The organism is Streptomyces bullii (assembly GCF_042657145.1).
In the GTDB taxonomy this organism is placed as follows: domain Bacteria; phylum Actinomycetota; class Actinomycetes; order Streptomycetales; family Streptomycetaceae; genus Streptomyces; species Streptomyces bullii.
The window spans coordinates 246,035-270,981 of the sequence record NZ_JBHSNY010000013.1 but is presented as its reverse complement, the minus strand read 5'-3'; the positions used below and the strand labels follow the sequence as shown (position 1 = coordinate 270,981).

Below are 24,947 nucleotides of genomic sequence, written 5' to 3'. Positions count from 1 at the left end.
GACGACGGCGGCGCGGGACGGGAACGGATCGGTGTTCGCCGTCATGTCCCGCGGCCGCCGTCTCCGCTTTGCCGCCTTCAGGACTTGGTCGGCTTCACCTTCCTGTCGGCGCCGTTCACCCGCACGGTGATGTTCCCCTGGTTCCGTGCCCGGTCGGCCACGATCTTGTAGGACGTGACTTTCCCGTCCCGCCATTCGCAGCTGACCTCGTAGCCGCCGCGGGCGCGCAGTCCGGTGAAGGAACCCCTGGCTTTCCAGGCGTCGGGCAGGGCAGGCAGCAGGTGGATGACGTCGTCGTGGCTCTGCAGGAGCATCTCCGCGACGGCGCCCGTGATGCCGAAGTTGCCGTCCATCTGGAAGGGCGGGTGGTTGCAGAACAGGTTGGGCAGCGTGTTGTAGGTCAGCAGTCCGCGCAGCATGACCTGGGCGCGTTGCCCGTCACCGAGGCGGGCGAAGAGGGCCGCCCGCCAGGGCCAGGTCCATGAGCGGCGGCTGTCACCTGACACCGTCGCGGCCGTGAACGGAACGCCTTCCTTCTCGCCGCACCGGGCCTTGAGGGAGACGAGGGCGGCGGCCGCGAAGTCGGGTGTCTTCGGTGTGATCTGGCGGCCCGGGTAGACCGCGAAGAGGTGTGAGGTGTGGCGGTGGATGTCGGTGGGGCTGTCGATGTCCTCCTGCCATTCCTGCAGCTGCCCCCACTTGCCGATCTTGTTCGGTGCGAGGCGTGCCTGCATGTCCGCGACCTTGGCCCGGTAGTCGGGATCGGCTTCGAGCGCGGCCTCGCAGTCGAGGTAGTTCTGGAACAGGTCCCAGATGATCTGCTGGTCGTACATGACGCCGTCCTCGCGCGGCCCGTGTTCGGGGGACCAGCCGTTCGGTGCGACGAGGAGTCCGTCCGCGCGCTCCTTGAGGTGGTCCTCCCAGAACTCGCAGATCTCCTTGATCATCGGGTAGGCGACGGTACGGAGGTACGTCATGTCCTGGGTGAACGCCCAGTGTTCGTAGAGGTGTTGGGCGTACCAGGCGCTCGCGACGGTGTTCCACTCCCAGGCGTTGCCGCCGAAGATGCTCTGGCTGGTGCGGGCGGTCCAGCCTCGTGTGTCCTTTCCGAAGGCGTTGCGGGTCGCCACGCGGCTGGGCACCGCCACCTGCCTGATGAACTCGATGAGTGCTTCGTGGGACTCCGGCAAGTTCGTCGTCTCGGCTCCCCAGTAGTTCATCTGGACGTTGATGTTGGTGTGGTAGTCGGAGGCCCAGGCCGGTGAGTTGCTGTCGTTCCACAGGCCCTGGAGGTTGGCGGGCAGGCCGTTCGGGCGCGAGGAACTGATCAGCAGGTAGCGGCCGTAGTCGAACATCGCCTGTTCGAGGGTCGGGTCCTCTCCGCCCGACGCGTAACGCGCGAGCCGGGCGTTGGTGGGCAGGGCGATGACGGCGTCGTCGGAGGTGCCCCAGTCGACGGAGACGCGGTTCATGAGCGCATGTGTCTCCGCGGTGTGCTCCTCGCGCAGTTCCCTGTAGGACCGGGCGGCCGCCTTGTCGAGTGTCCTGGTGATGACCGGTTCGGGATCGGTTCCGCGCCATCCGGCGGCGGCGTCGAGCTTGTAGTCGGTACGGGCGTCGAGCAGCAGGGTCAGGCTTGTGCAGCCGCTGAACCGGAGGGCCGATCCGTCGGCACGGAAGTCGCCGTCGGCGTGCACGACCTGGACGGTGCACGCGTGCTTGAGGCCGTTGCCCATGACACCGCGGAAGGCGATCCGCCGGGCGGCGGCATCGACGGTCGTCGGAGCCCCCTGCTGTCCGGACGTCAAGGAGATCGCTCCGGACAATCCCCGGTCGCTGTCCGAGTTGTATCGGAAGACCATGACGTCCGCCGACCGGCTGGCGAACGCCTCCCTGAGAACGCGCCGCCCCGGCGCGCCGAACCGGGTGACATGGATACCGTCGAAGAAGTCCAGGGCGCGCTGGTAGTCGACGACCGTGCGCAGCGTGCGCGTGTCGAATCCCCTGCCTTCCAGGGCGACTTCCGCGATCTGGAAGCCGGTGGACGACTCGCCGGGGGTGAACGTGAGCCGGTAGGCGCGGTAGGCGGTGCTGTTGGTGACCCGGAACGCCCGGGTCTCACCGCGGTCGGCGAAGGGCGCGCCGGGGTTCTGCGTGTCGAGGGTCACCCACGCTCGCCCGTCCTGCGACGCCTCGAGCGTCCATCGCCGTGGGTCGTCCTGCGGACGGTCCGGGCCCGCCGTCAGCGTGTACGAGGTGACGGCGACCGCACGGGGCAGGTCGGCCTGCCAGACGACCGCGGGGGCGGCGTCGTCGACCCGCCAGACCGTGGCCGGATTGCGGTCCACCGAACACGAGATGTCCATGGCCTGGGCCCCGGCCCCGGCACCCGATCCCTCGGAGTGCCCGCTCGGCGACGACAGATACAGCGCGGCGCCGCCGAGGTCGACGCCGGACAGACCGATCTCGGCCACCTGGAAGTGGCTGACCCCTGCTTTGGGGACGAAGTCGAACCGGTAGAAGCGGTACGACCCGCTGCTGGCGCAGGTGAATTCCTTCGTCTGGAATCGGCTTTCGAAAGGAGCCGGCAGGGTACGGCTGTCCAGCGTGGTCCAGGTGGCGCCGTCGGCGGAACCGGAGAGCTTCCACTCCTGCGGGTCGCGCTGCGGCACGTCGTTGGCACTGGTCAGCCGGTAGGAGGCGACCGCGACGGGCTCGGGGAGCTCGACCTGCCACTGCACCTTCGAACCGGGCCCGTCGATGCACCACTTGGTGCTCGCGTTGCCGTCGTATGTCTTGTCCACGCCCTCCGACGAGGAGGTGCGGTACGGCCCCCCGGGGGCCGTGACCTTCGCGCGGCCGGTGAAGGTGACGACGACGTCGCCGAAGTTCCGGTACGAGCCGAAGCCGGTCATGCTGGTGTCGAACGCGCTGTCGGGCTTGCCCGCGAGCGCGTTGTCGTAGTTGTTGACCCCGCCCCACAGACTCTGCTCGTTGAACTGGATGCGCTCCTGGTCGGGGTCGGCGAACAGCATGGCGCCGAGACGGCCGTTGCCGATCGGCAGGGCCTGCGACTGCCAGTCCAGGGCGGGGACCGAGTAGTTCAGCGCCTTGCGCGACAGGGTCGGCCACCGGACGACCGCCGGGGCAGCGGAAGTGGCGGCGAAGGCCGGCCCCGCAGGGGTGCCGCCGGCCAGTTGAGTGATCAGGGGTGCGAGGGCGAGGGCGCCGCCCAGCTTCAGGACGCTTCTTCGCTGCGGGTGCGATGCATGGGTCACGGCAAGATCTCCCAGCCATGGATGTTCGACACGAGGGGAACTGCAACCTCTTCGAGTCCTCCGAGAGGCACGTCATCTTTGCCGCGGCATAGATCGGATGTCTAGAGGGCTGCAGCACCAACTCACGCGAATAGGTAAGGCAACTCGGCAGGCCACTATGGCGTGATGAGGAAAGAACTGCCCGCGCGGCGACCTAGCCCGGAAACAGCAGAAGTCAGCGAGGAGCTCTCCAATACATCGGATGTAAGCCACCTTGACTGGCCGCGCCAATGAACGTCAGGCGAGCTCGCGACTCCCTGTAGATTCCCGGTCGTTGACGGTCATGGACGGGCCGGAGTGCCCGCCCCGGCCGGCACTGCCGAGGAGATCTGGGTGTGCGAACCCTCGGTGGCTGCGGTGTACCGGACCACCGCCGGGACAGCGCCCGCGACCGACGGCGTCTTAGGAACCCCGCCCCTCAAAGAACGACTCTTTGACGAGGTGAGCAGGGCCGACCTACTGAGTTGGGTCGACTACGCGCTTGCCTCGGGCGTGGCCGGTCTCGACCGCGCGGTGGGCGTCCTGGACGGCGCTCAGCGGGTAGACCTGCTCGACCACCGGGCGCAGTTCGCCGCGGTCCACATATCCGACCAGGGCCTCCATGTCGTCGCGCCGCATCTTTTCCGACATGAAACGCATCCGAGGGCCGGGGAGCAGCACGGAGAGCAGGGCGAACGGCAGGCCCTTCATGGTCATGGTGACGGCACGGCCTCCCCTGCGCACCATCCGGTGGTACTGACGCGCGGAGCCTCCGTGGCAGTCTACGAGCGCGTCGAACTCCCCTGTCAGGGCGCCGGGCTTGATCGAGTCGTAGTCGAGGACCTGGTCGGCTCCCAGCTCACGGCAGAAGTCGGCATTGCGGGCACTCGCGACGGCTGTGACGCTCGCGCCCATGGCCTTGCCGAGTTGGACGGCGGCGCTGCCGACTCCGCCACTGGCGCCGACCACCAGCAGTCGCTGGCCGCTCTGCAACCGCAGCCCGTCCCGCAGGACCTGCAGAGCGGTGAGGCCGACGGCCGGCAGCGCTGCCGCCGAGACGAGGTCGATGGTGGTGGGCGCGGCCGCCATCTGCTCCGGTCTCGCGACGAGGTACTCGGCGACAGCACCGGTCCTGCGCATGCGGATGCCCAGGAAGCCCCATACCCGCTGCCCGAGTTCCAGACCTTCGACGCCCGGGCCGAGCGCGGCCACCTCTCCCGCGTAGTCCACGCCGGTCCCGCGAGGGAAGGACCCCAGCCGGAGCCGTCGCAGCTGAGTGTCGATGGGATTGACGCCGGAGGCGTGCACCTTCACGAGGACCTGGCCGCGCGCCGGAGTCGGCACAGGGACATCGCGGATCTGCAGCACTTCCGGCCCACCGGAGCGGTCGATCTGAGCCGCTCTCATCGTACCGTTCGGCATGGTCATGCTCCTGTCTGAATTGTCGAACGCGGGGTCGGCCACTGGCCAGGAGCGCGTCGCGGACGTCTCCTGCGGCTGCGGCCTTCCAGGGGGGTGGGTGCCTGCGGTCAGCAGGGAGGCGAACCGGGCTTCGCGGCTCCACCACTGACGAAGTCGGGCAGCGCCACCACGGGTAGCCAGCCTTCGCCAGTGGAGAGGGACGGCGGGTTGTCGTCGGGGGGAAACGGGTTGGGACGGGGAACCAGCTGTGGGGGCCTACGCGGGGATCGTCATACGGCGGTCCACCCGGCCTGAGGTGGATCGCGGCGGCGTCAGACCGGGTCCTCGGCCGAGATGTTGCGGACCACGTCGAGCGCATCGTTGACGTGCTTGTCCGTGTTGGTCAGCGAGTTGAAGACATGCCGGACCGTCCCCTGACGGTCGATGACGTACGTGACCCGGCCCGGGATGATGCCCAACACGCTGGGCACGCCGTAGTCCTTGCGTACCTGCCCCTCCTCGTCGCTCAGCAGCGTGAAGGGCAGGTTGTGCCGGGTGGCGAAGGCCGCGTGCTTGTGCACCGAGTCCGAACTCACGCCGATGACCTCGGCTCCGGCGTCGGTGAAGACCTCGTGGCTGTCCCGGAAAGCACACGCCTCTGCCGTGCAGCCGCGGGTTTCGTCCTTGGGGTAGAAGTACAGGACGACTACCCCGTCGTCGAGCCGGTCGTACAGCCGGACCGGTGCACCGGATTGTGACAGCAGGGTGAAGTCGGTGCTTTGTCGCCTACTTGTATGCCTCTTGCCATGTCCGTCTGCCTCTTTCTTCCGCCGCAGGCAGGAGAGCGCTGCGGCTGTGGGTGGGATGAGAGACCGGGTGTGCCGGCGTCGTAGCTGATCGATGCCGCGCGCCCTTGCGTATGGGGCGTGAGCGGTGCCGGCTCTTCCCGGAAGGGTCGGCACCACTCACGCGGCACGAACGTGAAGCCGACGCCGGGCCTGCGGTCATCCGCCGGGCGAACTGGCCCTGCCGCGGATCGGACGGAGTGGCTCAGGACGTGTGCCCGGGGAGGGCGATGATCTCCCACGTGTCGCGCTTGGTGTGGGCGGTCCAGTAGTGCTCGGCTATCAGGTCGGGCTCTGTGCCGGGGCCGCTGCCGATCCGGAAGACGCTGATGGCCACATGTGCGGCGTGGATGCCGCGGTCGGCAAGCTCGACGTTCAAGGTCATCGCGTAGTTGCGCAGCGAGGCGGCGGCGATGCCGATGCTGCCGTAGGGACCTCCCCTGGGCTGTACCGAGGAGCCACCAGTGGAGAACAGAAGGGTGCCGCTGCCGCGCTCCAGCATCCCTGGGAGTACCTGGCTCACGGCGGCGACGGCTCCGTAGAGGTAGTGGTCGATCTGTGGCTGGAGGTCCTCGGCAGTCGCCTCGGCGGCAGAGACACCGGCGAGGCCCCGGTCGGCGGGCGAGTATTCCAGCACGTCGATGGGACCGAAGCGGTCGGCTGCGGCCGCCAGTGCCGAGCGCACGGTGTCCGGGCGCATCACGTCGGCGGCGAAGGCGGCGGCCTCGACTCCGTCGGCCACGAGCTGCGCGGCAAGGGCTTCGACCTTCTCCTTGGGTCCGGGAGATGAGGCGACTTGAAAGCCTTCGGCTCCGAAGCGGCGGGCGATGAACAGCCCCATGCCGGGGCCTGCTCCGATGATGGCGATGACGGGCATGCGGCGAGCTCCTGTTCGCGGTGTGAGGAAGTGGCTGAGCGGAGCAGTACGACCGCCAAGGGCTGCGGCCGTGGACGGGACGCGAGAGACGCCGATGGGCGATTCACGTCCGCCGGTGCAGGCCGCCGCTAGGAGAACTTGCCGCCCGCGGGACCCCGGACGGCGCCGCCGGTCAGTTCCTTCACCCGGTGTGCGAGGACCGGGACTCCCTCGACCGCGAGGAACCAGCTCATGACCTCTTCCTGGCCGGCACCCTCCGGCGGCTGGCCCTGGAGGTATGGCTGCGCGTAGACCGGGGTGTTGGGTTCGCTGCGCCAGCTGTCGGCGAGGGTTCCGATGTCCACCGTGTCGTAGCCGAGGGTGTCCAGCAGTTCGGCTGCATCGGTCTTGGCGGTCGGGTCGTCGCCTGCGATGGGCAGGGCGCTGCGATCGGGGGCGCCGGCGGGGCGGGCGAGGGTGAGCAGGGAGCGGAAGAAGATGTTGTTGAACGCCTTGACCACATGGGAGTCGGCCAGATGGCGCTGCACCAGGGCGCTGGAGGTCAACTCGCCGGAGTCCAGCTCGCTGATCTGGCCGTCGCGCTCGGGGTAATAGTTCATCGTATCGATCACGGTCTTGCCCGCCAGTGCGGCGACAGGCAGCTTCTCATAGGCGACCAGCGGAATGGTGGCCACGACCAGGTCGCCGGCCAGGGCGGCCTCGGCCGGGGTGGCCGCGCGGGCACGGAAACCGAGTTCGCTGACGAGGTCGCTGAGGGTCTCCGGGTCCCGGGAGTTGCTCAGGACCACATTCAGGCCTGCGTCGACGGCGAGGCGGGCCAACGTGCTGCCGATCATGCCGGCGCCGATGATTCCAAGGGTTTTCGTCACGGGACACGTCTCCTGGTAAGTCTGCAGAGAGGGGTGCTGAGTTGCCTGGGCGGTACTTCAAGAGGTCAGAGTGGGCGCCCGTCCGGGCACGTGGCGCAGACGCGGCCCCCATGACCGGGCCGGGCGCGAAGACGTCCCCGCAGGCAGGGCCTGCAGTACCCGCAGAAGGCACCCCGCCGGAGTAGACATCAACGCCTCAAGGTCATGAAGCCACCCTGCAAGAGCCTGTGCCGAACCCACCCCCGGTCCCCGCCGGTACAGGGCGGGACCCGGGCGGGCGGCTTTCCTGGCGGCCCTGTCAGCGGGCCTTGAGTTGGTCCTTGTGCTCACTCACCCACTGCTCGAATGTCTCGACCTCCGGGTTGAGGACGCGTACCACATCCAGGTCGCGGGCGCCGACGTACTCTGCGTTGAAGGCCTGCTTAAACTGCATCAGGTTGGCGAAGTTGTCGGCCATGGGCATGTCGAGGGCGCGCAGCGCGTCCAGCGTGTACGGCTCGTAGCGGACCTCCTCGCCCAGGAGACGGGCGAGGGTGTCAGCCATGTCCGCACCGGTGAGGTGCGCGTTGGCGACACCGACGGTGCGGCCGATGAACTGCGGGTGGGTGAAGACGCCGAAGGCGAACCGGCCGATGTTCTTCACCGACACGCCGGGCAGCAGGGCATCACCGATGGCGATGGTCAGCAGCAGCGCACCGTCGTCACCACGCCGCAGGAACATCGGGCCGAACAGGTTCTCCCAGAAGAAGCAGGTGCGCATGAACGTGGTGGGCACGCCCAGCTCGCGAAAGTAGCCGTCCGCCTCGCCCTTGGAGTCGCAGTGCAAGAGGTAACGGCCGCCCTCGAGCTTGACGAAGCGCGGGTCGTCGTCGGCGATCAGCTCGCGGGTGTCCTCCAGAGTCGACCAGACCGCGTGCTGCACGCCGGCCTTCTTGACGGCGTCTGCCATGGCCTTGGCCTGCGCGGTCTCGCGGGCGGCGTCGCCGTGCTCGTTGAAGTTGGTCACCAGGAACGCGCCGTGGGCGCCCGTGAATGCCGACTCCAGACTGTCCGGGTCATCGGCGTCGCCGCGAACCACCTCAATGCCACGCGAGGCGAGGGCTTTCGCCTTCTCCGAGTCGGGGTTGCGGGTCAGGGCGCGGACCGTCAGGCCGCTCCCGGGGTGCTCCAGGATGGCCTCGACGAGGCTGCCGCCCTGCGCGCCCGTCGCGCCGACGACCGCAATGACCTTGTTCTCAGGCATAAGACATTCCCTGGCTTCTGAGGTAATGAGCCCACCCTTGTCAAGGGCAGGACGAGGAGAGTTGGGGTGCTGGCGCTGGTTGTGGGAATCCCCGCGCGCCCCGGCCGACCTGCACCCCTGCGGCCAGCGCGAGGAGACCGTCCTGGCCACGGCACGTGAAGCCACCGGGCGCCAGGTCAGGTCGCCCGGTCGAGGTCGGCGCGCATGAACGTGGTTGGCTCGTCCAACTCCCGGACGGCGGCCGGCTGTCCCGTTCCTGACCGGTGCTTCTGGACCAGTCACGGACCATTCGCGTCCGGCCGGAGCAGACCACCTCTAGTAGGAGAAACGGCCGCCTACCGGGCCCCGGACTGCGCCGACGGTCAGTTCCTTCACCTGGTGTGCGGGCACCGGGGCTCCGGAAGTCTCGCTGACCCAGCGCATGACCTCTTCCTGACCGGTTCCCACCGGCGGCAGACCCGGGAAGTACGGGAACACGTAGACCGGGGTGTTGGGTTCGCTGCGCCAGCTCTCGGCGAGGGTTCCGATGTCCACCGCGTCGAAGCCGAGGGTGTCCAGCAGTTCGGTTACCTCGGCCTTGGCGCTCGGCTTGTCACCGGCGATGGGCAGCGCACTGCGATCGGGCGCCCCAGAGGGACGGGCAAGGGTGAGCAGGCAGCGGAAGGAAATGTTGTTGAACGCCTTGACCACATGGGAGTCGGCCAGATGGCGCTGCACCAGGGCGCTGGAGGTCAACTCGCCGGAGTCCAGCTCGCTGATCTGGCCGTCGCGCTCGGGGTAATAGTTCATCGTATCGATCACGGTCTTGCCCGCCAGTGCGGCGACAGGCAGCTTCTCATAGGCGACCAGCGGAATGGTGGCCACGACCAGGTCGCCGGCCAGGGCGGCCTCGGCCGGGGTGGCCGCGCGGGCACGGGAGCCGAGGTCGGTGACGAGGTCGCTGAGGGTCTCCGGGTCCCGGGAGTTGCTCAGGACCACATTCAGGCCTGCGTCGACGGCGTGGCGGGCCACAATGCCGCCGATCGCGCCGGCGCCGATGATTCCGAGAGTCTTCGTCATGGGTCATGTCTCCTGGTAAGTCAGCAGAGCTGGGTAGTAGGTCGCTGGGGCAGAGCTTCGAAGGGTGGGAGTGGGCCAGGCTCGATCACGCAGGGGCAGATTCGAGGAGGCCGCCATCCGCTGGGCCCACAGAAACGCCGGCGGTCCTTCGACTCTTTCCCGGCCACGGCCGGGCCGGTCGCGAGACGTCGTCGCCGGCAGGACCTGCGCGGGAGGACACTGGTCCGGACTCCGTATGCGACTGGCGACATGCACTCCCGACCATACAAGTCGAGGAGTCCCTCATGTTGCCTATCGTAGCAGCAAACATGAGGACTGCCTCACGTTGGATATCCTGATAGGTATGTCCACTCATCGAGCACGCGGTGAAGCCGCGACGGGCCGTCCTCTGCGGCGTGACGCGCAGCGCAACCGGGACGCCCTGCTCTCGGCGGCTCGCGCATGTCTGGCCGAGCAGGGCATGGAAGCCTCGCTGGAGCAGGTGGCCAAGCGAGCGGGCCTGGCCATCGGCACGCTGTACCGCCATTTCCCCACACGCCTCCACCTCGTGCAGGCGGTGTTCGCCGACAAGATCGAGGCCTGGCGGGAGGCCGCAGAGAAGGCCGTCGCCATGGACGACGCGTGGGAGGGGCTGTGCCTCTTCCTCGAGACGATGTGTGAACTCCAGGTCGGGGACAGGGGATTCCAGGACCTGGCTGCCATTCGGCTGCCGGAGACGGCGTGTCTGGCGGGGGCGCAGTCACGCATCTATGAACTCGCCGTCCGCATCGTGGAGCGCGCACAGGAGCAGGGAACGCTCCGCTCCGACATCACGCCCGAAGATCTCACCTTCGTGATCTGGGCCAACGGAAGCGTCACCGAAGCCACTCAGAACGTCGCACCGGGGACTTGGCGCCGCTTCCTGCACCTGCTGCTCGACGGATTCCGCGCCGAGCGGGCGCATCCGCTTCCCCAACCGCCCTTGAGCAAGGACGAGTTGTACCGCGCCATGCTCCGCCTCGATGGTGATCGCGACTGCACTGGGTGAAGGACGGTTCTCTGCGACCGCGCACCGCGTGACGCTGCGCACAGGTGACTGCCCTCGGCCGTGATGCTCACCAACACCGCCTGCAAGCGCTCGAAGACCTGCGGAACCGACCCGGCGGCCTTCCCCTCGCAGCACGAGACCCGATGGGCGTCCCAGCACAGGAGTGGCGTGACGGGCGGCGTGGACCGCCGAGCGCCGCCCGAGGGACGTCTCGGTGTCGTGACGCAGACGCGTCACCCCGTGAGGCGATCCACGAGTGCCTCATTCGGCGTGCGGTAGGCGATCGCAGCGACCAGCGCGGGCCGTGTTGCACAGGTCGTCTTCGAGGAGTTCCGACTGCCGCACACCATGGGGGCAATCCCCATCGTTCCCTTGAACACCAGCGTCCTTCTACGCCCGGCCTGGACATCCGTCACAACATACGGTTTCTGGGGACGCGAAGGCGATTGAGCCGAGGTGAGCTCACCAGGGGCGCCGAGGCAAGTCCGCACCGCGACACTCGGCGGAGGCCGAACGCCTGCCGTGCCCACACGGAAATCGGGCTCCCTGTCACTGCTCGCAGACAGCAGACCCAGGGGCCTGCCGAGATGATGGGGGCAGGGTGGTCGGCGAGACGCGCAACCCTTCGACGACCAAGGCGAGATTGCGTCTGCGGTCCGTGCCATCGGGATCGCTTGGACGCACCGTGGCCAGAACCATGACGATGACCGCCGCCAGATCACGAACCTCCAGTTCCGGTCGCACCACTCCCGCTTCGACGGCGCGGCGCAGCAACCGTTCAAGGGAGGACAGGTAGTGGCGCACGCCCTCGACATCGAACGCGTCGGACTCCCGGGCGATGGAGAGGATGACCTGCCGTCGAGCCAGCACATCGATGCTGGCCTCCAGCACGTTGACGAGATCTCGCCAAGGATCGTCGGTGTGTGCCGCTGTCATGGGCTGGATCTCTGTGGTGAGGACGTAGTCCAGGACAGCCCGGACCAACTGGTCGCGCGCTCGAAAACGCCGGTAGACCGTCATCACACTCACATCCGCGCGCCGAGCGATCTCCTCAAGGGTCACCTCCGGCCCGAGTTCCTCGAACGCCGTGACCGCGACACCGACGATCCGCTGGTAGTTACGAGCAGCGTCCGCCCTCAAGGTCCGTCCGTCCGTCGCCATGACTGCACAGTAGTACGCGCTTCCAGGCGTCATGACCGCGTGCACTCCAGCAGTCATCCGACAGTGTGTGGCGAACATCGCCGTAGCGGAGGAGCAGCTACGCGGGCACGCAGACCGGCGTCATGAGCCGCACGTTCCACCCTGACCTGATCGTCAAATAAATGAAAGGTGGCTAACATTTAGCGGAGGAGCGATGCTACGGTCCCGGCATGACAAGCAACCTTTTCCAGATCAAGGACAAGGTCGCCGTGATAACCGGGTCCGGCCGGGGCATCGGCGCCGCGACAGCGGTGGCACTCGCCGAAGCAGGCGCCGACGTGGTCATCACCTCGCGCACGGAAGAGGATCTGACCGAGGTGGCCGCGCGGGTGGCGAAGGCCGGCCGCGAGGCCCACGTCGTGCCCGCCGACCTCAGCGATCCGCAAGCGGCGGCAGACCTGGCACATGCGGCGATGGAGGTCTTCGGCCGACTCGACATCGTGGTCAACAACGTCGGCGGGACCCACACCCGTACCCACTGCTGGAGACCACCACCGACTTCCTCGAGGAATCCTTCCGTTTCAACGTGTCGGGCGCGCACGCCCTCACCACGGCGGCGGCGCCCTACATGCTCGAAGCCGGGGGCGGGGCGATCGTCAACATCTCATCGCTCGTCGGCCGCGTCGCGGGACGCGGCTGGGCCGCTTACGGCACCGCGAAGGCCGCGCTCTCCCACTACACGCGCCTTGCCGCGCTGGATCTGGCACCCCGGATCCGGGTCACCGCGATCGAGCCGGGCTCTATCGCGACGTCGGTGCTGGACGGTGTGAGCACCCCCGAGATCATCGAAAAGCTGGAGAGTGCGATCCCGCTGCGGCGTATGGGCGACCCCGAGCACATCGCCGCGACGGTTCTCTACCTCGTCTCACCTGCGGGCGCCTACGTCACCGGCAAGATCCTCGAAGTCGACGGCGGGAGTCAGCTCCCCCCGCCGGCTCTTGACCGACGGACCTGTACCGTACGGGTCGATGGACCAGCCGAATCGGCCGCGAGCTCGGCATTCTCGACACAGCGGCATGCCCGGCGGTCCCCGATGTCCGGCTCCCGGCGCTTGAGAAGGCACGGTCCCACCCTGCGGCGCCAGGGTGCCCGACGGCATCGGCCAGATCCAGTTCACCGGCGAGCAAGGCGGCAGCCACCCCGCCGAGCGCGGGGAGGTGGAGCGCCTCCTGGCACCTCCTCCTGCATGGCGTCGACGGGATGCGCGGCAACGAACCACACCCCGGCGTGCTCGGGACCATGTCCGGAGCGTTCGTGAATGCCGCAAGGCTTCCCTATCGCACCACCCCCTATCGCCTAACCACCTCTTGTACTCACGGAGGCCCGACCATGTCCCACGCCTCTCCCCGGACCGGTGACGATGAGAGGGGCACAGCGCCGAGGGCCAATGCCGTCGTGGCGGCCCTGGCCTTCGGCGGGATCGTGTTCTCGCTGATGCAGTCCCTGGTGATCCCGATCGTCCCGGACCTTCCGAAGCTCCTGGGAGCCTCGCCGTCGAACAGTTCCTGGGCCATCACCGCCACGCTGCTGGCGGCCGCCGTGGCCACCCCTGTGACGGGTCGACTGGGAGACATGATCGGCAAACGCCGCATGCTCCTGGTCAGCCTGGTCCTGCTGGTGGCGGGCTCGGTCACCGCCGCCTTCAGCGACACACTGGTCCCGCTGGTCGTCGGCCGGGCGCTGCAGGGGCTGGCCGCCGGCGTCGTCCCGCTCGGCATCAGCATCATGCGCGACGAACTGCCCCCGGAGCGACTCGGCTCCGCCACCGCGTTGATGAGCGCATCTCAAGGCGTGGGGGGTGCCCTCGGTCTGCCCGCCGCCGCGGCCATCGCGGACAACTTCGACTGGCACACGCTGTTCTGGGCCTCGGGCGCCGCAGGCGCCCTCGCCGCCGCCCTGGTGCTGGTGTTCGTACCGGAGTCGAAGGTGCGTTCCGGCGGACGCTTCGACCTCGTCGGAGCCATCGGCATGGCGGCCGGCCTGGTCTGCCTGCTCCTCGCCGTCTCCAAGGGTGCCGGCTGGGGCTGGACCAGCGGCACCACCCTCGGCCTGTTCGCCGCGGCCGTCGTGGTGCTGCTGTTGTGGGGTCTGTTCGAGCTGCGCGTCAAGGAGCCGCTGGTGGACCTGCGCACCAGCGCACGTCGCCAGGTGCTGTTCACCAACGTCGCCTCGATCGCCGTCGGGTTCAGCCTGTACATGACGATACTGATCGTGCCGCAGTTCCTGCAGCTGCCCGCGGCGACCGGTTACGGTCTGGGCAAGTCGCTGCTCACCGCGGGCCTGGTCATGGCGCCGATGGGCCTGGTGATGATGGCCACGGCTCCAGTGTCCGGCCGCGTCACCAGGGCCAGGGGCCCGAAGACGACCCTGATGATCGGCGCTCTGATCGTGGCCGCAGGCTACGGGCTGAACATTGTGCTCATGAACGCGGTCTGGCACTTCGTGCTGGTGTCCTGCATCATCGGCGCCGGCGTCGGCTTCACCTTCGGCGCCCTGCCGGCTCTGGTCATGGGAGCCGTGCCCGCATCCGAGACGGGTGCCGCGAACAGCCTCAACACCCTCATGCGTGCCATCGGTACGTCGTTCGCCAGTGCCGTCGCCGCCGTGATCCTCTCCCAGATGACCACGAACTTCGGCTCCGTCGCCCTGCCGTCGGAGAACGGCTTCAAGACAGTCATGGCCGTCGGCGTCGGCGCCGGCCTCCTCGCCTTCGCCCTGGCCTCCTTCATCCCGCGCCACCGGCGCGCCACCGCCACGGCGGATACGGCATCCGAGTCCGCGACGCCGTCCGCGGTCCCGGGCGGCACCGCCGCACTGGCACGTCACGCGGTCAACACCACCGATCCTCCGAACCACCCTCTCCACGCTGTGAAGGAATGAACCCCATGCGCGTCACCGTCTTTGGCGGAACCGGCCCCACCGGCCTGCTCCTGATCAACCAGGCCCTGGCCGAGGACCACGAGGTCACCGCCTACGCCCGCACCCCCTCGAAACTGCCCACGCACGAGCGGCTCACCGCCGTCCAGGGACAGCTCGACGACGCCGCAGCCATCGCCGAGGCGGTACGCGGCAGCGACGCCGTCCTCAGCACGCTCGGCCCGACCACCAAAAAGGCCGACGCCCCGCCGCTGGTCACCGGCTACCGCCACATCGTCGCGGCCATGCACGAACACGGCGTCGAGCGGCTGGTGGCGCTGGGCACGCCCAGCATCCCCGACCCGGCCGACAGCAAGGAGTTCAAGGTCGGCCTCACAGCCACCGCCGTCAAGAAGTTCGCGCCGGACGCGTACAACACCATCGTGACCATCGGCCACATCGTGCGCGAGTCCGGACTGAAGTGGACCATCGTCCGTATCCCCTGGCTCTCCAACGGCCCGAAGACCACCTCCATCAACGTCCGCAAGGTCGGCGACAAGGGAGGACTGCGCCTCTCTCGGGCCAACGCCGCCGCGTACTTCCTCCAGCAGCTCACCGACTCCTCCCAGATCGGCCGCGCACCGTTCATCACCGACAAGTAGGCACACCGTCGGCCATGCAACAGAACGCGGCTGCCGCCTGGCCACTCCCGGACATTCCGATCAGCCGGGGGTGGCTCGCCGATGGTTCCCAAGTCGGCCGGGCCCTGGAAGTCCCTCAGCGTGACTTCGAGGTTGATCAGGCGGCCTGATGCGTCGGTGTGCGAGGGCGGGGCGCGGCGATGGCCGACCTCAGATCGAGGCGCTTGTCCATGTCCAGGCGGAACGTGCCGTACGGGTTGACGTTCGACCAGAACAGCGCGGTCAGACCGCGCCGGTCCTCGTCGCTCAGCTTCGATGCCCAGGGCCAGGACCTGCTGCACCAGCAGGGTGTTGACGTGCACGAGCGCGGACTGGAGCAGGTGCCGGGCGAGCATCGACGTCTCGGCGTGCTCTTTGTCGGGCCGGTCAGGGCGCCGTCCTTGCCGTAGTGACGCACGGTGTTCGCGCTGTTCCAGTTCTCCACAACCTGGAGCCCGCCGTGGATCTCGCGGCGCAGGCCGGGACTGGCCAGATAGTCGCAGGCAAAGATCGTGCGCACGGCCCGGCCGAGTTCTTCGAGTGCCTGGTAGGTGGGGTGCTTGGGGCCACCCCGGGTGAAGCGCCGCAGCACCTGCTCCGCCTCCGCCGTTCCGAGCCGGAGCGCAGTCGCGTACTTCACCATCTGGTCGTACTGCTGCTCGATCAGCTCCCAGCGGATCGGCCTCGTCAGCGAGGCGCCGAGCGCCGGCCAGCCGGGCGGGGTGTCGTCCGGGCGGTACAGGCGGATGCTGCCGATGTTCTTCAGCCCCGGCAGTAGGCGGTAGTTCAGCAGTTCGGTGAAGGCGAACCCGCCGACCGAGGCGCCGTGGGGGTCGACGTAGTTCGACTCGATCTCGGCGTCGCTGCAGTGCCGCAGCAAGCACCCGATCATTGCCGCCACCTCGGACGACGAGCAGCTCTTGAGCTGGGAGTAGATGCAGACGTTCTTCCGCTCGACGTGCCAGTAGATCATCACGCCGTTGCCGCCGTAGCGGGCGTGGTACTCGGTCATGAAGTTCGAGGACCAGGACCCGAACTTCTTCGAGTCCGACGCGCACGCGGTGCCGCCGCCCCACCATGCGGTGTCGCGGGCGGCGAAGGTGGCGTTCACCAGCCTGGTGACGGCGGCCCGGAGATTGTCGACGGTGATGAAGTGCCGGCGCACGTGCCGCAGCGCAGCCTCGCTCTCGCCGTGCTCGCCGGTCGCCACGATCGCCCGGACACCCGTGTTCGTGCCCAGAGCGAAGAGGGCCAGCAGCAGACGGCGCTGGAGGACGTCACGCTCGATGCGCTCGTACGCGGCCACTGAGGAGAAGTCCTCGGTGAAGCCGGTCAGAAAGTCGGCGTTCTTCAGCACGTCCAGGAGGTCGAGGACGCCCCAGCGGCGTGCGACCTCCTCTTTTGAGGGCCGCCAGGCCGGTGGGCTCGGCCAGCGGCTCCAGATTCGGAACCGTGATCCACGGCTCGCCCTTGCGGGTGGTGACCTTCACCCCGCCTGCCGAGCCGTCCGCGAGCGCGCGGGACAGCTCGTCCAGGCCCGCGGCCATGCGCTTCTTCAGGTCCGCGATGAACGCCCTCGGGTTCAGCGGCTGCCGGATCGCGGCGTGGTGCACGGCACGGGTGGCCTCGAAGTCGCCGGGCAGGTCGTCCTCCGGGTTACGCCGGCGCGCGGCGCCCTCGACGTGGATCTCGCGGCGCCGTACGGCGTCCCGCAGCGCGACCAGAACGCACAGCTCATAGGGGATGCGCTCGACCTTGCCCTTGTCGTCAACGACCGCCTCGCGCCAGTCCTTGCGCACCACGCCGTCCATGGGCACTTCGTCGCCGGCGTCGTAGAAGCGGGTCTTGCCGTCGACATCGGCGTATTTCTTCAGTAGCTTCATCGCGTCCATCACCGGCCGGTAGGCGGTGTTGTTGCACCTGAAGCCCAGCGTGTTCAGCAGCGGAGGCAGCATCTGCCGGTAGTACGAGCTGTACGAGGAGCGCAGGGTGGTGCGGACCTTGGCCTTGAAGACCTTCTCGTTCGCCTTCGCCTCAGCCACCAGCTCGCGCAGCGTCTTCTCCCCGACCACCGGGAACAGAGCCCGGCGCCCAATCTCGTTGGGCTTGTCGACCGCGGTCGTCGCCAACTTGAAGAGGATGCCCTCCTTCCCGGGGACCTGCCGTCGGCAGCCGCTGTCGTAGCCCCAAGGGCGCACCTCCAGAACTCCCCCTACGGGTGCGCCCCGCCCCCGACAAAGAGGCACCCACGCATGTACGAATGACCTGTACGGAAGTGGAAGAGAAGCGCCAGGGCACTCAGCGCACGGTCCGTGCCCGCAGCGGCTTACTCTGCCCCGCACTGTAATGACTCCTTCTCGCCCCTGAGCATCCGGGCGTTCTCGTCCCGTAGCTGGGCCAGCTCTTCGGTTGGGCTCTCTGGCCCGCTGCCATTTCGCGTGACCGGCGCCTGTTGACCGGTGTTGTCCTTGCGGACCCACGTGCGCAGCGTCTCCCCGGTGATCCCGAGCTCCGCGGCCACCGCCGCGTACATGCGTTTCCAGGATCAGCCTCAGTTCACGGCGGCACGCGCAATGAGCATCGCCACCAGTGAGGCCGTGTCGGTCTGACTGTTGTTCTCCATGCCTGGCTCCCCTTTCCTCGTAGCGAGGGGAGCCGATCCAGCCGTATCGTCACGGCCCGTGCTCCCGAGCAGGCGATGCTGCAGTACCCCAGCGAGAGGCCCTGACATCAGAGCAAGACAGCTGCTGGCTCAGCTCAAGCGGTAACCGAGCAGCGCGAGGCCGGCGGGCGGCGTCATCACCCTCCCGGAAGATCAGTCGTACCTGCGCTGCCAGTCATCCCGTGAGCTTGATAGATGCGTTGGCTGTCGGCCTCGGCGCCTCGGACCGACGGTGCCGGCCACCGGGCCGAGCCGCTGATGCGCATCCGGGCGCACGTGACCTATCAGTCCTTCCTCCCGGGTTCCGGCGAGGTAGAGCACGCCTGACCGGCACGGAGCATGGCTTTATAGAGGGCGCGGGGCTCGGGCGAGTCGGGCAGGGGACCGCGGGCGGGAGCCTCGAAGGACTGGAGCATCAGGGCGACGACGCGTTTCCAGGCGTCGGGAGCGGAGTCGCCGGTGGCGTTGACGACGCCGGCAGTGACCATGTGCACCAGCACCAGGTCCTCGGGGCTGAAGTCCTCACGCAGACGTCCTGCGGCCTTGGCGCGGCCGATGAGCTGGACAACGCCCTCGTACGCCTGGTCTCGGCGCTGCTCCAGAGCCTTGGCCGTGGGGAAGGCCATGGTCAGCACGTCGGCGAAGCCGTAATCGGCGGCCTGCATCGCGCAGGCGGTTTCGATGAACCCCGCGAGACCGCGCCAGGGATCGGGGTCGTCGAGGGCGACGCCGACCGCGTCGACGTAGGCGTCCATACGGTCGGCGAAGACCGCGGCGACCAGTTCCTCCTTTGTCGGGAACCGGCGGAACAGAGTGGCGATGCCCACCCCCGCCTCGCGGGCCACGGAAGCCATGGAGGCATTCAGGCCGTCACGCCTGAACACCGTGCGCGCGGCGGCGACGATCCGCGCGCGGTTGCGCTCGGCGTCGCTGCGGAGAGGCTGTGCGGCGGGGTCATCGCTGGAGCGGGCGCCAAGGTTCATGACACTCAGTCTACCGAATCGGAATGCCCAGTCCACTTTCAGTGCTATCGTGGGTACCGGGCGGAAGCGGACAGGCCACTCCGGATCACGAATCAGATAGCCCTTTCCGAATCGGGCGATACCCATGTCAAGGAGTTGATGATCAGTGCGCGCTGTGACATTGGCGCAGGTCCCCGGCAGCCCGGACGTGACCGAGGTGGAGGTGCCCCGCCCGGAGGCCGGTGAGGTGCTGGTGAAGGTGGCCGCGTCCTCGGTGAACGGGTTCGACCTGGGCACGATGGCCGGATACCTGCGGGGCATGATGGAGCACCGTTTCCCGCTGATCCTCGGCAAGGACTTCGCCGGCACCGTCGAGGCGGTCGGTGAGGGTGTCGAGGGTTTCGCGGTCGGCGACGCCGTGTTCGGCGTGGACGCCAAGGCGTACCTGGGTGCCGGTTCGATGGCGCAGTACGTCGCCGTTCCCGCTGCCATCGGCATCACCCACCGGCCCGACGGGGTCTTGGTGCGTGACGCCGGCGCGCTCGGGCTGGCGGGCACCGCCGCCTTCGACGGTCTCGCCCTGCTCGGCCCGCTGGAGGGCAGGACGGTGCTGATCTCCGGTGCCACCGGCGGCGTGGGTGCCATCGCCGTACAGCTGGCTGCGGCCCGGGGCGCGAGGGTGATCGCCACGGCCAAGTCGGGTTCCGAGAGCGGCTTCGTCTCGGCGCTGACCGACGCCGAGGTGACCGTCATCGACTACACCCAGGACGTGACCGCGCAGGTCCGGGCGATCGCCCCTGACGGCGTGGACGCGGTGCTGCACCTCGCCGGCGACCTGGCCGAGCTGACCGCGCTCACCCGCGACGGCGGCGCCGTCGCCTCCGCCCTCACCCTCGCCCCAGTCCCCGAGGCCTCGGAGGACCGCAAGCTGCAGACCGCCGTGCTCCGGTCCAACCCGACCGCCGACACCCTGTCCACTCTCGCCGGGCAAGTCGCCTCCGGCTCCCTCAAGGTGTCGGTGAACGCTGAGTTCGACCTGGAGCGGGCCCCCGAGGCGTTCGCCGCGTTCGGCGCCGGCACCGTCGGCAAGATCGCGATCACCGTCGCCTGACCAGTCCGTATCCCAGACACTTTCCCCCCGAAAGGACTTCACCATGCCCAGCATCGCCATCGTCGGAGCCGGCCCCGGCATGGGCCTCGCCATCGCCCGCACCTTCGGCTCGCGCGGCTACGACGTCGCTCTCATCGCCCGCAATCGCGCCAAGCTCGACGACCTCGTCGGCCGGCTCACCGCCGAGGGCATCACCGCCGCGGCGTTCCCGGCGGACGTGCTCGATCACGACGCGCTGACCCAGGCCCTCAAGGACGCCGCCACCCGCTTCGGCGGCATCGACGTCCTGGAGCACTCCCCCTCTCCGGGCAACGGCTCCATAAGCTCCATGACCCTCACCTCCCCGTCCCAGACCAGCCCCTCCGATGTGCAGGGATGGATCGACTTCCTGCTCCACAGCGCCATCACCGCCACCCAGGCCGTCCTGCCCGCGATGCGTGAGGCCGGCGCGGGCACCCTGCTCTTCACCAACGGCGCCGGCTCGGTCGACCCCATCCCGATGCTCGGCAACGTCAACCCCGCCCAGGCGGCGCTGCGCAACTGGGCGCTCAACCTGCACAAGGAGCTGGCCGGTACCGGTATCCAGGCCGCGCACGTCGCCATCGGCGTGTGGATCGGCGCGGGCGGCCCTCCCGAAATCCCGACCGCCGAGGCCGAGGACATCGCCCCTCTCTACTGGGACCTGCACACCCAGCGCGACGAAGCCGAGCGCGTCTTCACCGCCTGACGCCTCCCGGCTCTCCCCCGTTGAAGCCTGACCCGCTCACTCCTCATCCGCTCACTCCTCATCCGCCGCGGCGTTCCCCGCCGCGGCGCGACCGAAGAAGAAGGTTTCCGCTCCGATGAACGTGTTCCTGTGGATCCTGCAGGGCGTCCTCGCCGCGATGTTCGTGGCCGCGGGCGTCCTCAAGGCCACCCAGCCCCGGGAAAAGCTCATGTCCCAGCTGCCGTGGGTCAGTGACGTCTCGACACCCGTGGTGCGTCTGATCGGCGTCGCCGAACTCGCCGGCGGCCTCGGGCTGATCCTGCCGGGTGCTTTCGACATCGCCACCACGCTCACCCCGCTGGCCGCCACCGGCCTGGCTGTGATCATGGTCCTGGCCATGGGCGTCCACGCCCGCCGCAAGGAGCCGCAGGCCATCGGGTTCAACGCGATCCTGCTCATCGTCGCCGCGGTCATCATGTGGGGCCGGTTCGGGCCTTACTCCTTCTGACCACCCGGTCCCCCGCCCCTTCACAGCGGCCCGGTCCGCGACCACGCCGGTCGGGCCGCTCCCTCTCAACCCCTGTCCCCCTATCGGAGACGACCGTGGAACTGGGCATCATCTCCCTGTCCGACCTGCAGACCGACCCCGCCACAGGAAAACTGCACGACCCGGGGCGCCGCACCCGCGAGATCGTCTCCTACGCCATCGCCGCCGACCAGGCCGGCCTGGACGTCTTCGGTCTCGGCGAGCACCACAGCTGGGACTTCGCTGTCGCCAACCCCGCCGTCCCGCTGGCCGCGATCGCCCAGGCCACCAGCCGTATCCGGCTGGCCAGTGCCGTGTCGGTGCTCTCCACCGCCGATCCGGTCCGGCTGCACCAGGACTTCGCCTCCCTCGACCTGATCAGCGACGGCCGCACCGAGATCATCGCCGGGCGCAGCGCGTTCGTCGAGGCGTTCCGCTTGTTCGGGGTGGACCTCGAGGACTACGACGACGTGTTCGCGGAGAAGCTGCGGCTGCTGCTCGCCATCCGTGAGAACCCCGAACACGTCACTTGGCGCGGGCGGTTCCGCCCGGCCATGGACGGCCTGTCCGTCCAGCCCCCGCCCCAGCAGGCGCAGTTGCCGCTGTGGCTCGGCGTGGGCGGCACCCCCTCCAGCGTGGAACGCGCCGGACGCCTCGGCCTGCCCATGGCGCTCGGCCTCATCGGCGGGGACATCCGACGTGCCCGCCCCCTCGTCGAGCACTACCGCGCGGTCGGCACAGCAGCCGGTCACCCCGCCGACCGGCTGCGGCTCGGCAGATCCGGCCACTTCTACGTCGGCCGCACCTCCCAGGGCGCACGCGACGACGTCTTCCCCTTCTACAAGGAATACGTCCGCCCCAAGCCGCCCACTGGACGCGGCTTTCACATCGGACGCGCCGCGTTCGACGCCGCGGCGGTACCGTTCGGCGCGCTGATGGTCGGCAGTCCCCAGGAGATCATCGACAAGATCCTCGCCGAACGCGACGTGCTCGGCATCGACCGCTACATCGGCCAGGTCGACTTCGGCGGTATGCCCGCCGGGATGGTCCACGACTCGATCGAGCTTCTCGCCACCGAGATCGCCCCCGTAATCCGCAGGGAACTCGCGCCGCCGGCCGGACCTGCCGCAGCCTGACGAACAGCTGAACCGGCGTCACGGACGTCGGCGGCCACGATCTTGCGACATGCGCACCCTGTTCGAAAACGACGACCGACCTGAAAGCCTCGACGAGGGCTGCGGCGTAGGGATTGACCAACGCCCGGTCGACGTAGGACAACCCGGTCGCTCAACTCCTTCTGCGGGGTCTCGCACACGCAGGACGCTGACGTAGTTTTCCGGTGCCGGGCATCGAGCATCCGCGCAGTCGCCGGACCAGCGGTCACCGGCATGCCCGGTGCAGCAGAGTTCGTCGGCGTGACCCGGGTCGTCGTCACCGGCGGTCGTGTCACAGTGAAGGAAGACGCGGCCCGCGTCGAGGCAACGAAGTGCGTGGTGCTGTTGACCCGGATGGACGGGTCGTCGACTCCTGTGGACGCCGAGGCGCTGAGCGAGGCACTGCTCGCCGAGTACGACGAGTTGCCCGCCCGCCACGCCCCCGTCCACGGCGAGCTCTACGACCCCGGGCGGAACTCGACCTGAGCGTGTCCGACAGCGACAGGGCTGCGACATCGATGCCCCCGCCACGCGCGCCGAGCTGCGGTTCGCATTGCAACCTGACGACCGGTCCTGAGCAGGATCGGGGCCGCGGTGCCGGCCGAGATGCCGAAGCTGGCCGCGGGTTGCGCGAAACCGTCGTGCCGACGCATCGTGACCCACTCGAATTCAGCGGAGCGCTGAGAGCCGCTACCAGCTGCCCCGGGAGAGGGCCGATCCCCCGTACTCGACTCGAGCGCGAGCCGGGGTGGTCCGCGTGATCGCCGCCCGCACCTATCTGGACCCGGACGGGCTGCGCGGCGTTCCCGCCGGGGCCGCGCTCCCACACCGCATCACACACGCCGCGCTCACGTTGAACTCGGCGGTTTCGGTGGACACGGATTCGTCGGCAGCCTGAGAAGCTCTGCACCGTGGCGTCGGGGTTCGCGTTCGTCTGGAGCACGTTCATGATCCTGTGCTCGAACAACCAACCGGCGTCCGTCCGGACAAGTCGATCACCCCAGCGTTGAGTGATGACATAGAGCCTATCCCGTGCCATTTGACGCGGGACCTGGCGGAACACCAGCATGTACGACACCTGGGTCGCCTTGTCACCCTCGATGGTGATGACGTTGTCGGTGGTGGCATGCACGAAAGAGAGGAGATGCCCCGTCTTTCCGAAGCCAATGTCGACAGGCTCTCCATGGGCCTGGGCGTCAAACAAGGCTGCGATGGCCGCTCCGCCCTCGAGGCGCCCGGCCGCCTACGCCGTTCTCGGTGAAGGCTGCGGCGCAATCGGCGCCGCGCAACTGGTCGGCCATGCGATTGAAGCGTGCGGTAAGGCCACGGATGGCCAACTCGTCGGCGACTGTATCGGGCACGTAGATCCTCCTTGATCGCTCCGTGCAGCACGGAGTTGTGAGCTTCATGGCTTCCAGTCCGGCGTGGACGGGAGGTGTTGACGCACGGACGTTGCGCCATCCGGCCGGCGTGATGGATGTCCGCGCCACCGTGAGGTCATCGCCGCCAGCCCCCTGGGCTGCGGCGGAGCGCGGTCTGGCACCCCGCGCTCCGCCGAGCCGCCTGGGTCCGGTTCGCTCAGACTGCTGGGGTCACTGGGCGCAGTACGTAGTCGTGGGTCACGGTGTGGTAAGGCGCATCCAGGCCGCGCGCCTTGAAGTCGGCCGGGTCGTCATGGAGCTGTGTGGCGTGCACGCTGGACTCGGGCGTCGTGCGGGGTTCGAGGGTCTTGTAGACGACCGGGTCGCTTTCGAAGTAGGACTGCGTGGTCAGCGTGTGGAAGCCGGCGGCGGTGACGATCGTGTGGATGTGCAGCGGGCGGATGTCGACCCGGTCCAGTTTCTTGATGAGCCTGCCCAGAGGGCCGTCCTCGGCGATGCCCATGACCTCGATGCCGGGCATGACTGTCCGGTACTCGAAGCGACCCTCGTCGTCCGTGAGCAGCTTTCCGCGCAGGTTGAACGGGGGCAGGCTCTCGTCAATGTCTATGACGAGAGGCCGGATCATCTCCGCGGTCAAGTTCGAGTAGTCGCCCTTGGCGTTGGTCATCCAGATGTCGAGCTCCGCGCCCGCGATCGGCTCACCGCTCGTGGAGCGCACCTGTCCCAAGACGAAGAGCGCCTCGCCGGGTTCGTCGGGGCGCATGGGCAGCGCGTACGGGCGTTCCAGGACCGGCGCCCCGGGTACATAGGCCGGCCCCCTGCCGACCCAGGGGCTCGCACCGTCCTTCTCCGGATTCGCATACGCGGCGCCCAGGCTGGCCTCCAGTACCGGATGCATGAAGAACTGGTAGATCGTCATGGGCATTTCGCCGGCTTCGGCGAGTTCCAGGGCCCATGCGATGGCTCGCTGGAACTCCTGCTCGGTCACTCCGTGCTTGATGATCAGATCCGCGATCGTCGACTGGAGGTCGTCGAAGACGACCTGGAGCCTGGTGCTTTCCGACGTACTCATCAAAGTCCCCTGCCGGTGG

24 protein-coding genes and 2 pseudogenes are annotated in these 24,947 nt (G+C 68.5%); 11 read left to right on the top strand and 15 right to left on the bottom strand.

Translation table 11 applies throughout. From position 1 onward, the window contains the following. Window positions 1–77 precede the first annotated feature (77 nt). From ACFPZJ_RS33405 to ACFPZJ_RS33375, 7 genes are all read right to left on the bottom strand, one after another. A complete protein-coding gene (locus ACFPZJ_RS33405; RefSeq protein ID WP_381029563.1) occupies window positions 78–3,278 on the bottom strand; it encodes a glycosyl hydrolase family 95 catalytic domain-containing protein in 3,201 nt (1,066 codons plus the stop codon). A gap of 495 nt (window positions 3,279–3,773) precedes the next feature. Beyond that, window positions 3,774–4,718: an NAD(P)-dependent alcohol dehydrogenase gene (locus tag ACFPZJ_RS33400; protein ID WP_251062046.1), complete on the bottom strand. Its 945-nt coding sequence runs from the start codon at window positions 4,716–4,718 to the stop codon at window positions 3,774–3,776. A 311-nt stretch (window positions 4,719–5,029) separates the two neighbouring features. Continuing rightward, a complete protein-coding gene (locus ACFPZJ_RS33395; protein ID WP_381029560.1) occupies window positions 5,030–5,659 on the bottom strand; it encodes a peroxiredoxin in 630 nt (209 codons plus the stop codon). Between the two features lie 88 nt (window positions 5,660–5,747). Next, the gene (locus ACFPZJ_RS33390) at window positions 5,748–6,419 is read right to left on the bottom strand and encodes an SDR family NAD(P)-dependent oxidoreductase (protein WP_381029558.1); all 672 of its coding nucleotides are present in this window, start codon (window positions 6,417–6,419) and stop codon (window positions 5,748–5,750) included. A gap of 128 nt (window positions 6,420–6,547) precedes the next feature. Further along, window positions 6,548–7,288 carry an NADPH-dependent F420 reductase gene (locus ACFPZJ_RS33385; RefSeq protein ID WP_381029556.1) on the bottom strand — a complete coding sequence of 247 codons (741 nt, stop codon included), beginning with the start codon at window positions 7,286–7,288 and terminating at the stop codon, window positions 6,548–6,550. 298 nt (window positions 7,289–7,586) lie between these two features. Beyond that, a complete protein-coding gene (locus tag ACFPZJ_RS33380; protein ID WP_215153566.1) occupies window positions 7,587–8,531 on the bottom strand; it encodes an NmrA/HSCARG family protein in 945 nt (314 codons plus the stop codon). Between the two features lie 315 nt (window positions 8,532–8,846). Continuing rightward, window positions 8,847–9,590, bottom strand: a complete 744-nt coding sequence (locus ACFPZJ_RS33375) for an NADPH-dependent F420 reductase (protein ID WP_381029554.1) — start codon at window positions 9,588–9,590, stop codon at window positions 8,847–8,849. A 343-nt stretch (window positions 9,591–9,933) separates the two neighbouring features. Between ACFPZJ_RS33375 and ACFPZJ_RS33370 the strand changes: the two genes are divergently transcribed. Next, the gene (locus tag ACFPZJ_RS33370; RefSeq protein ID WP_381029552.1) at window positions 9,934–10,617 is read left to right on the top strand and encodes a TetR/AcrR family transcriptional regulator; all 684 of its coding nucleotides are present in this window, start codon (window positions 9,934–9,936) and stop codon (window positions 10,615–10,617) included. Between the two features lie 549 nt (window positions 10,618–11,166). Here the strand turns inward: ACFPZJ_RS33370 and ACFPZJ_RS33365 are convergent. Further along, window positions 11,167–11,778, bottom strand: a complete 612-nt coding sequence (locus ACFPZJ_RS33365; RefSeq protein ID WP_381029549.1) for a TetR/AcrR family transcriptional regulator — start codon at window positions 11,776–11,778, stop codon at window positions 11,167–11,169. Window positions 11,779–11,987: 209 nt separating this feature from the next. On the opposite strand from ACFPZJ_RS33365, the pseudogene ACFPZJ_RS33360 reads away from it, so the two are divergent. The 4 genes and pseudogenes from ACFPZJ_RS33360 to ACFPZJ_RS33345 form a co-directional block, all read left to right on the top strand. Further along, a pseudogene (locus ACFPZJ_RS33360) lies at window positions 11,988–12,275 on the top strand (SDR family NAD(P)-dependent oxidoreductase); the annotation flags it as partial. A 20-nt stretch (window positions 12,276–12,295) separates the two neighbouring features. Beyond that, window positions 12,296–13,075, top strand: a complete 780-nt coding sequence (locus tag ACFPZJ_RS33355; protein ID WP_381029604.1) for an SDR family oxidoreductase — start codon at window positions 12,296–12,298, stop codon at window positions 13,073–13,075. Window positions 13,076–13,146: 71 nt separating this feature from the next. Further along, the gene (locus ACFPZJ_RS33350; RefSeq protein ID WP_381029546.1) at window positions 13,147–14,697 is read left to right on the top strand and encodes an MFS transporter; all 1,551 of its coding nucleotides are present in this window, start codon (window positions 13,147–13,149) and stop codon (window positions 14,695–14,697) included. A 5-nt stretch (window positions 14,698–14,702) separates the two neighbouring features. Continuing rightward, the gene (locus ACFPZJ_RS33345; RefSeq protein ID WP_215153562.1) at window positions 14,703–15,335 is read left to right on the top strand and encodes an NAD(P)-dependent oxidoreductase; all 633 of its coding nucleotides are present in this window, start codon (window positions 14,703–14,705) and stop codon (window positions 15,333–15,335) included. Between the two features lie 136 nt (window positions 15,336–15,471). On the opposite strand, the gene ACFPZJ_RS33340 is transcribed toward ACFPZJ_RS33345, so the two are convergent. The 4 genes from ACFPZJ_RS33340 to ACFPZJ_RS33325 form a co-directional block, all read right to left on the bottom strand. Further along, complete coding sequence (locus ACFPZJ_RS33340) at window positions 15,472–16,710, bottom strand: Tn3 family transposase (RefSeq protein ID WP_381029544.1); 1,239 nt, start codon at window positions 16,708–16,710, stop codon at window positions 15,472–15,474. Further along, the gene (locus ACFPZJ_RS33335; RefSeq protein WP_381029542.1) at window positions 16,631–17,551 is read right to left on the bottom strand and encodes a hypothetical protein; all 921 of its coding nucleotides are present in this window, start codon (window positions 17,549–17,551) and stop codon (window positions 16,631–16,633) included. Before ACFPZJ_RS33335 ends, ACFPZJ_RS33340 begins: the two co-directional genes overlap by 80 nt. 128 nt (window positions 17,552–17,679) lie before the next feature. Further along, window positions 17,680–17,886 carry a transposase gene (locus tag ACFPZJ_RS33330; RefSeq protein WP_381029539.1) on the bottom strand — a complete coding sequence of 69 codons (207 nt, stop codon included), beginning with the start codon at window positions 17,884–17,886 and terminating at the stop codon, window positions 17,680–17,682. Window positions 17,887–18,299: 413 nt separating this feature from the next. Beyond that, entirely contained in the window at window positions 18,300–18,998 is a 699-nt protein-coding gene (locus tag ACFPZJ_RS33325; RefSeq protein WP_381029536.1) for a TetR/AcrR family transcriptional regulator, read from the bottom strand. A gap of 145 nt (window positions 18,999–19,143) precedes the next feature. Here ACFPZJ_RS33325 and ACFPZJ_RS33320 point away from each other — a divergent pair, with 145 nt between their 5' ends. The 6 genes from ACFPZJ_RS33320 to ACFPZJ_RS33295 all read left to right on the top strand — a co-directional run bounded on the left by ACFPZJ_RS33320 (window position 19,144) and on the right by ACFPZJ_RS33295 (window position 23,372). Then, window positions 19,144–20,088: an NADP-dependent oxidoreductase gene (locus tag ACFPZJ_RS33320; protein WP_381029534.1), complete on the top strand. Its 945-nt coding sequence runs from the start codon at window positions 19,144–19,146 to the stop codon at window positions 20,086–20,088. A gap of 43 nt (window positions 20,089–20,131) precedes the next feature. Beyond that, window positions 20,132–20,815, top strand: a complete 684-nt coding sequence (locus ACFPZJ_RS33315) for an SDR family NAD(P)-dependent oxidoreductase (RefSeq protein WP_356926874.1) — start codon at window positions 20,132–20,134, stop codon at window positions 20,813–20,815. Between the two features lie 115 nt (window positions 20,816–20,930). Beyond that, window positions 20,931–21,302, top strand: a complete 372-nt coding sequence (locus ACFPZJ_RS33310) for a DoxX family protein (protein WP_215153556.1) — start codon at window positions 20,931–20,933, stop codon at window positions 21,300–21,302. A gap of 95 nt (window positions 21,303–21,397) precedes the next feature. Beyond that, window positions 21,398–22,456: an LLM class flavin-dependent oxidoreductase gene (locus ACFPZJ_RS33305; protein WP_215153555.1), complete on the top strand. Its 1,059-nt coding sequence runs from the start codon at window positions 21,398–21,400 to the stop codon at window positions 22,454–22,456. Window positions 22,457–22,708: 252 nt separating this feature from the next. Continuing rightward, window positions 22,709–22,960 (top strand): hypothetical protein, encoded by a 252-nt coding sequence (locus ACFPZJ_RS33300; protein WP_381029607.1) that lies wholly within the window; start codon window positions 22,709–22,711, stop codon window positions 22,958–22,960. A gap of 271 nt (window positions 22,961–23,231) precedes the next feature. After that, the gene (locus ACFPZJ_RS33295) at window positions 23,232–23,372 is read left to right on the top strand and encodes a hypothetical protein (protein WP_251062042.1); all 141 of its coding nucleotides are present in this window, start codon (window positions 23,232–23,234) and stop codon (window positions 23,370–23,372) included. 114 nt (window positions 23,373–23,486) lie between these two features. On the opposite strand, the pseudogene ACFPZJ_RS33290 reads toward ACFPZJ_RS33295, so the two are convergent. The 3 genes and pseudogenes from ACFPZJ_RS33290 to ACFPZJ_RS33280 all read right to left on the bottom strand — a co-directional run. Then, window positions 23,487–23,678: pseudogene (locus ACFPZJ_RS33290) on the bottom strand (hypothetical protein); the annotation flags it as partial. Beyond that, on the bottom strand, window positions 23,671–23,835 hold the full coding sequence (locus ACFPZJ_RS33285) for a hypothetical protein (RefSeq protein WP_215153668.1): 165 nt from the start codon (window positions 23,833–23,835) through the stop codon (window positions 23,671–23,673). The gene ACFPZJ_RS33285 and the pseudogene ACFPZJ_RS33290, both read right to left, overlap by 8 nt. A 217-nt stretch (window positions 23,836–24,052) precedes the next feature. Beyond that, window positions 24,053–24,928, bottom strand: a complete 876-nt coding sequence (locus tag ACFPZJ_RS33280; protein ID WP_215153553.1) for a dioxygenase family protein — start codon at window positions 24,926–24,928, stop codon at window positions 24,053–24,055. Window positions 24,929–24,947: the final 19 nt, after the last annotated feature.

Excerpts from the sequence above, each read along its gene's own strand:
- ACFPZJ_RS33325 (WP_381029536.1), bottom strand. The coding sequence starts at position 18,998 with ATGAACCTTGGCGCCCGCTCCAGCGATGACCCCGCCGCACAGCCTCTC.
- ACFPZJ_RS33300 (WP_381029607.1), top strand. The coding sequence starts at position 22,709 with ATGCCCGGTGCAGCAGAGTTCGTCGGCGTGACCCGGGTCGTCGTCACC.
- ACFPZJ_RS33365 (WP_381029549.1), bottom strand. The coding sequence starts at position 11,778 with ATGGCGACGGACGGACGGACCTTGAGGGCGGACGCTGCTCGTAACTAC.
- ACFPZJ_RS33390 (WP_381029558.1), bottom strand. The coding sequence starts at position 6,419 with ATGCCCGTCATCGCCATCATCGGAGCAGGCCCCGGCATGGGGCTGTTC.
- ACFPZJ_RS33345 (WP_215153562.1), top strand. The coding sequence starts at position 14,703 with ATGCGCGTCACCGTCTTTGGCGGAACCGGCCCCACCGGCCTGCTCCTG.
- ACFPZJ_RS33400 (WP_251062046.1), bottom strand. The coding sequence starts at position 4,718 with ATGCCGAACGGTACGATGAGAGCGGCTCAGATCGACCGCTCCGGTGGG.
- ACFPZJ_RS33280 (WP_215153553.1), bottom strand. The coding sequence starts at position 24,928 with ATGAGTACGTCGGAAAGCACCAGGCTCCAGGTCGTCTTCGACGACCTC.
- ACFPZJ_RS33330 (WP_381029539.1), bottom strand. The coding sequence starts at position 17,886 with ATGTACGCGGCGGTGGCCGCGGAGCTCGGGATCACCGGGGAGACGCTG.
- ACFPZJ_RS33350 (WP_381029546.1), top strand. The coding sequence starts at position 13,147 with ATGTCCCACGCCTCTCCCCGGACCGGTGACGATGAGAGGGGCACAGCG.
- ACFPZJ_RS33310 (WP_215153556.1), top strand. The coding sequence starts at position 20,931 with ATGAACGTGTTCCTGTGGATCCTGCAGGGCGTCCTCGCCGCGATGTTC.
- ACFPZJ_RS33370 (WP_381029552.1), top strand. The coding sequence starts at position 9,934 with ATGTCCACTCATCGAGCACGCGGTGAAGCCGCGACGGGCCGTCCTCTG.
- ACFPZJ_RS33375 (WP_381029554.1), bottom strand. The coding sequence starts at position 9,590 with ATGACGAAGACTCTCGGAATCATCGGCGCCGGCGCGATCGGCGGCATT.
- ACFPZJ_RS33315 (WP_356926874.1), top strand. The coding sequence starts at position 20,132 with ATGCCCAGCATCGCCATCGTCGGAGCCGGCCCCGGCATGGGCCTCGCC.
- ACFPZJ_RS33380 (WP_215153566.1), bottom strand. The coding sequence starts at position 8,531 with ATGCCTGAGAACAAGGTCATTGCGGTCGTCGGCGCGACGGGCGCGCAG.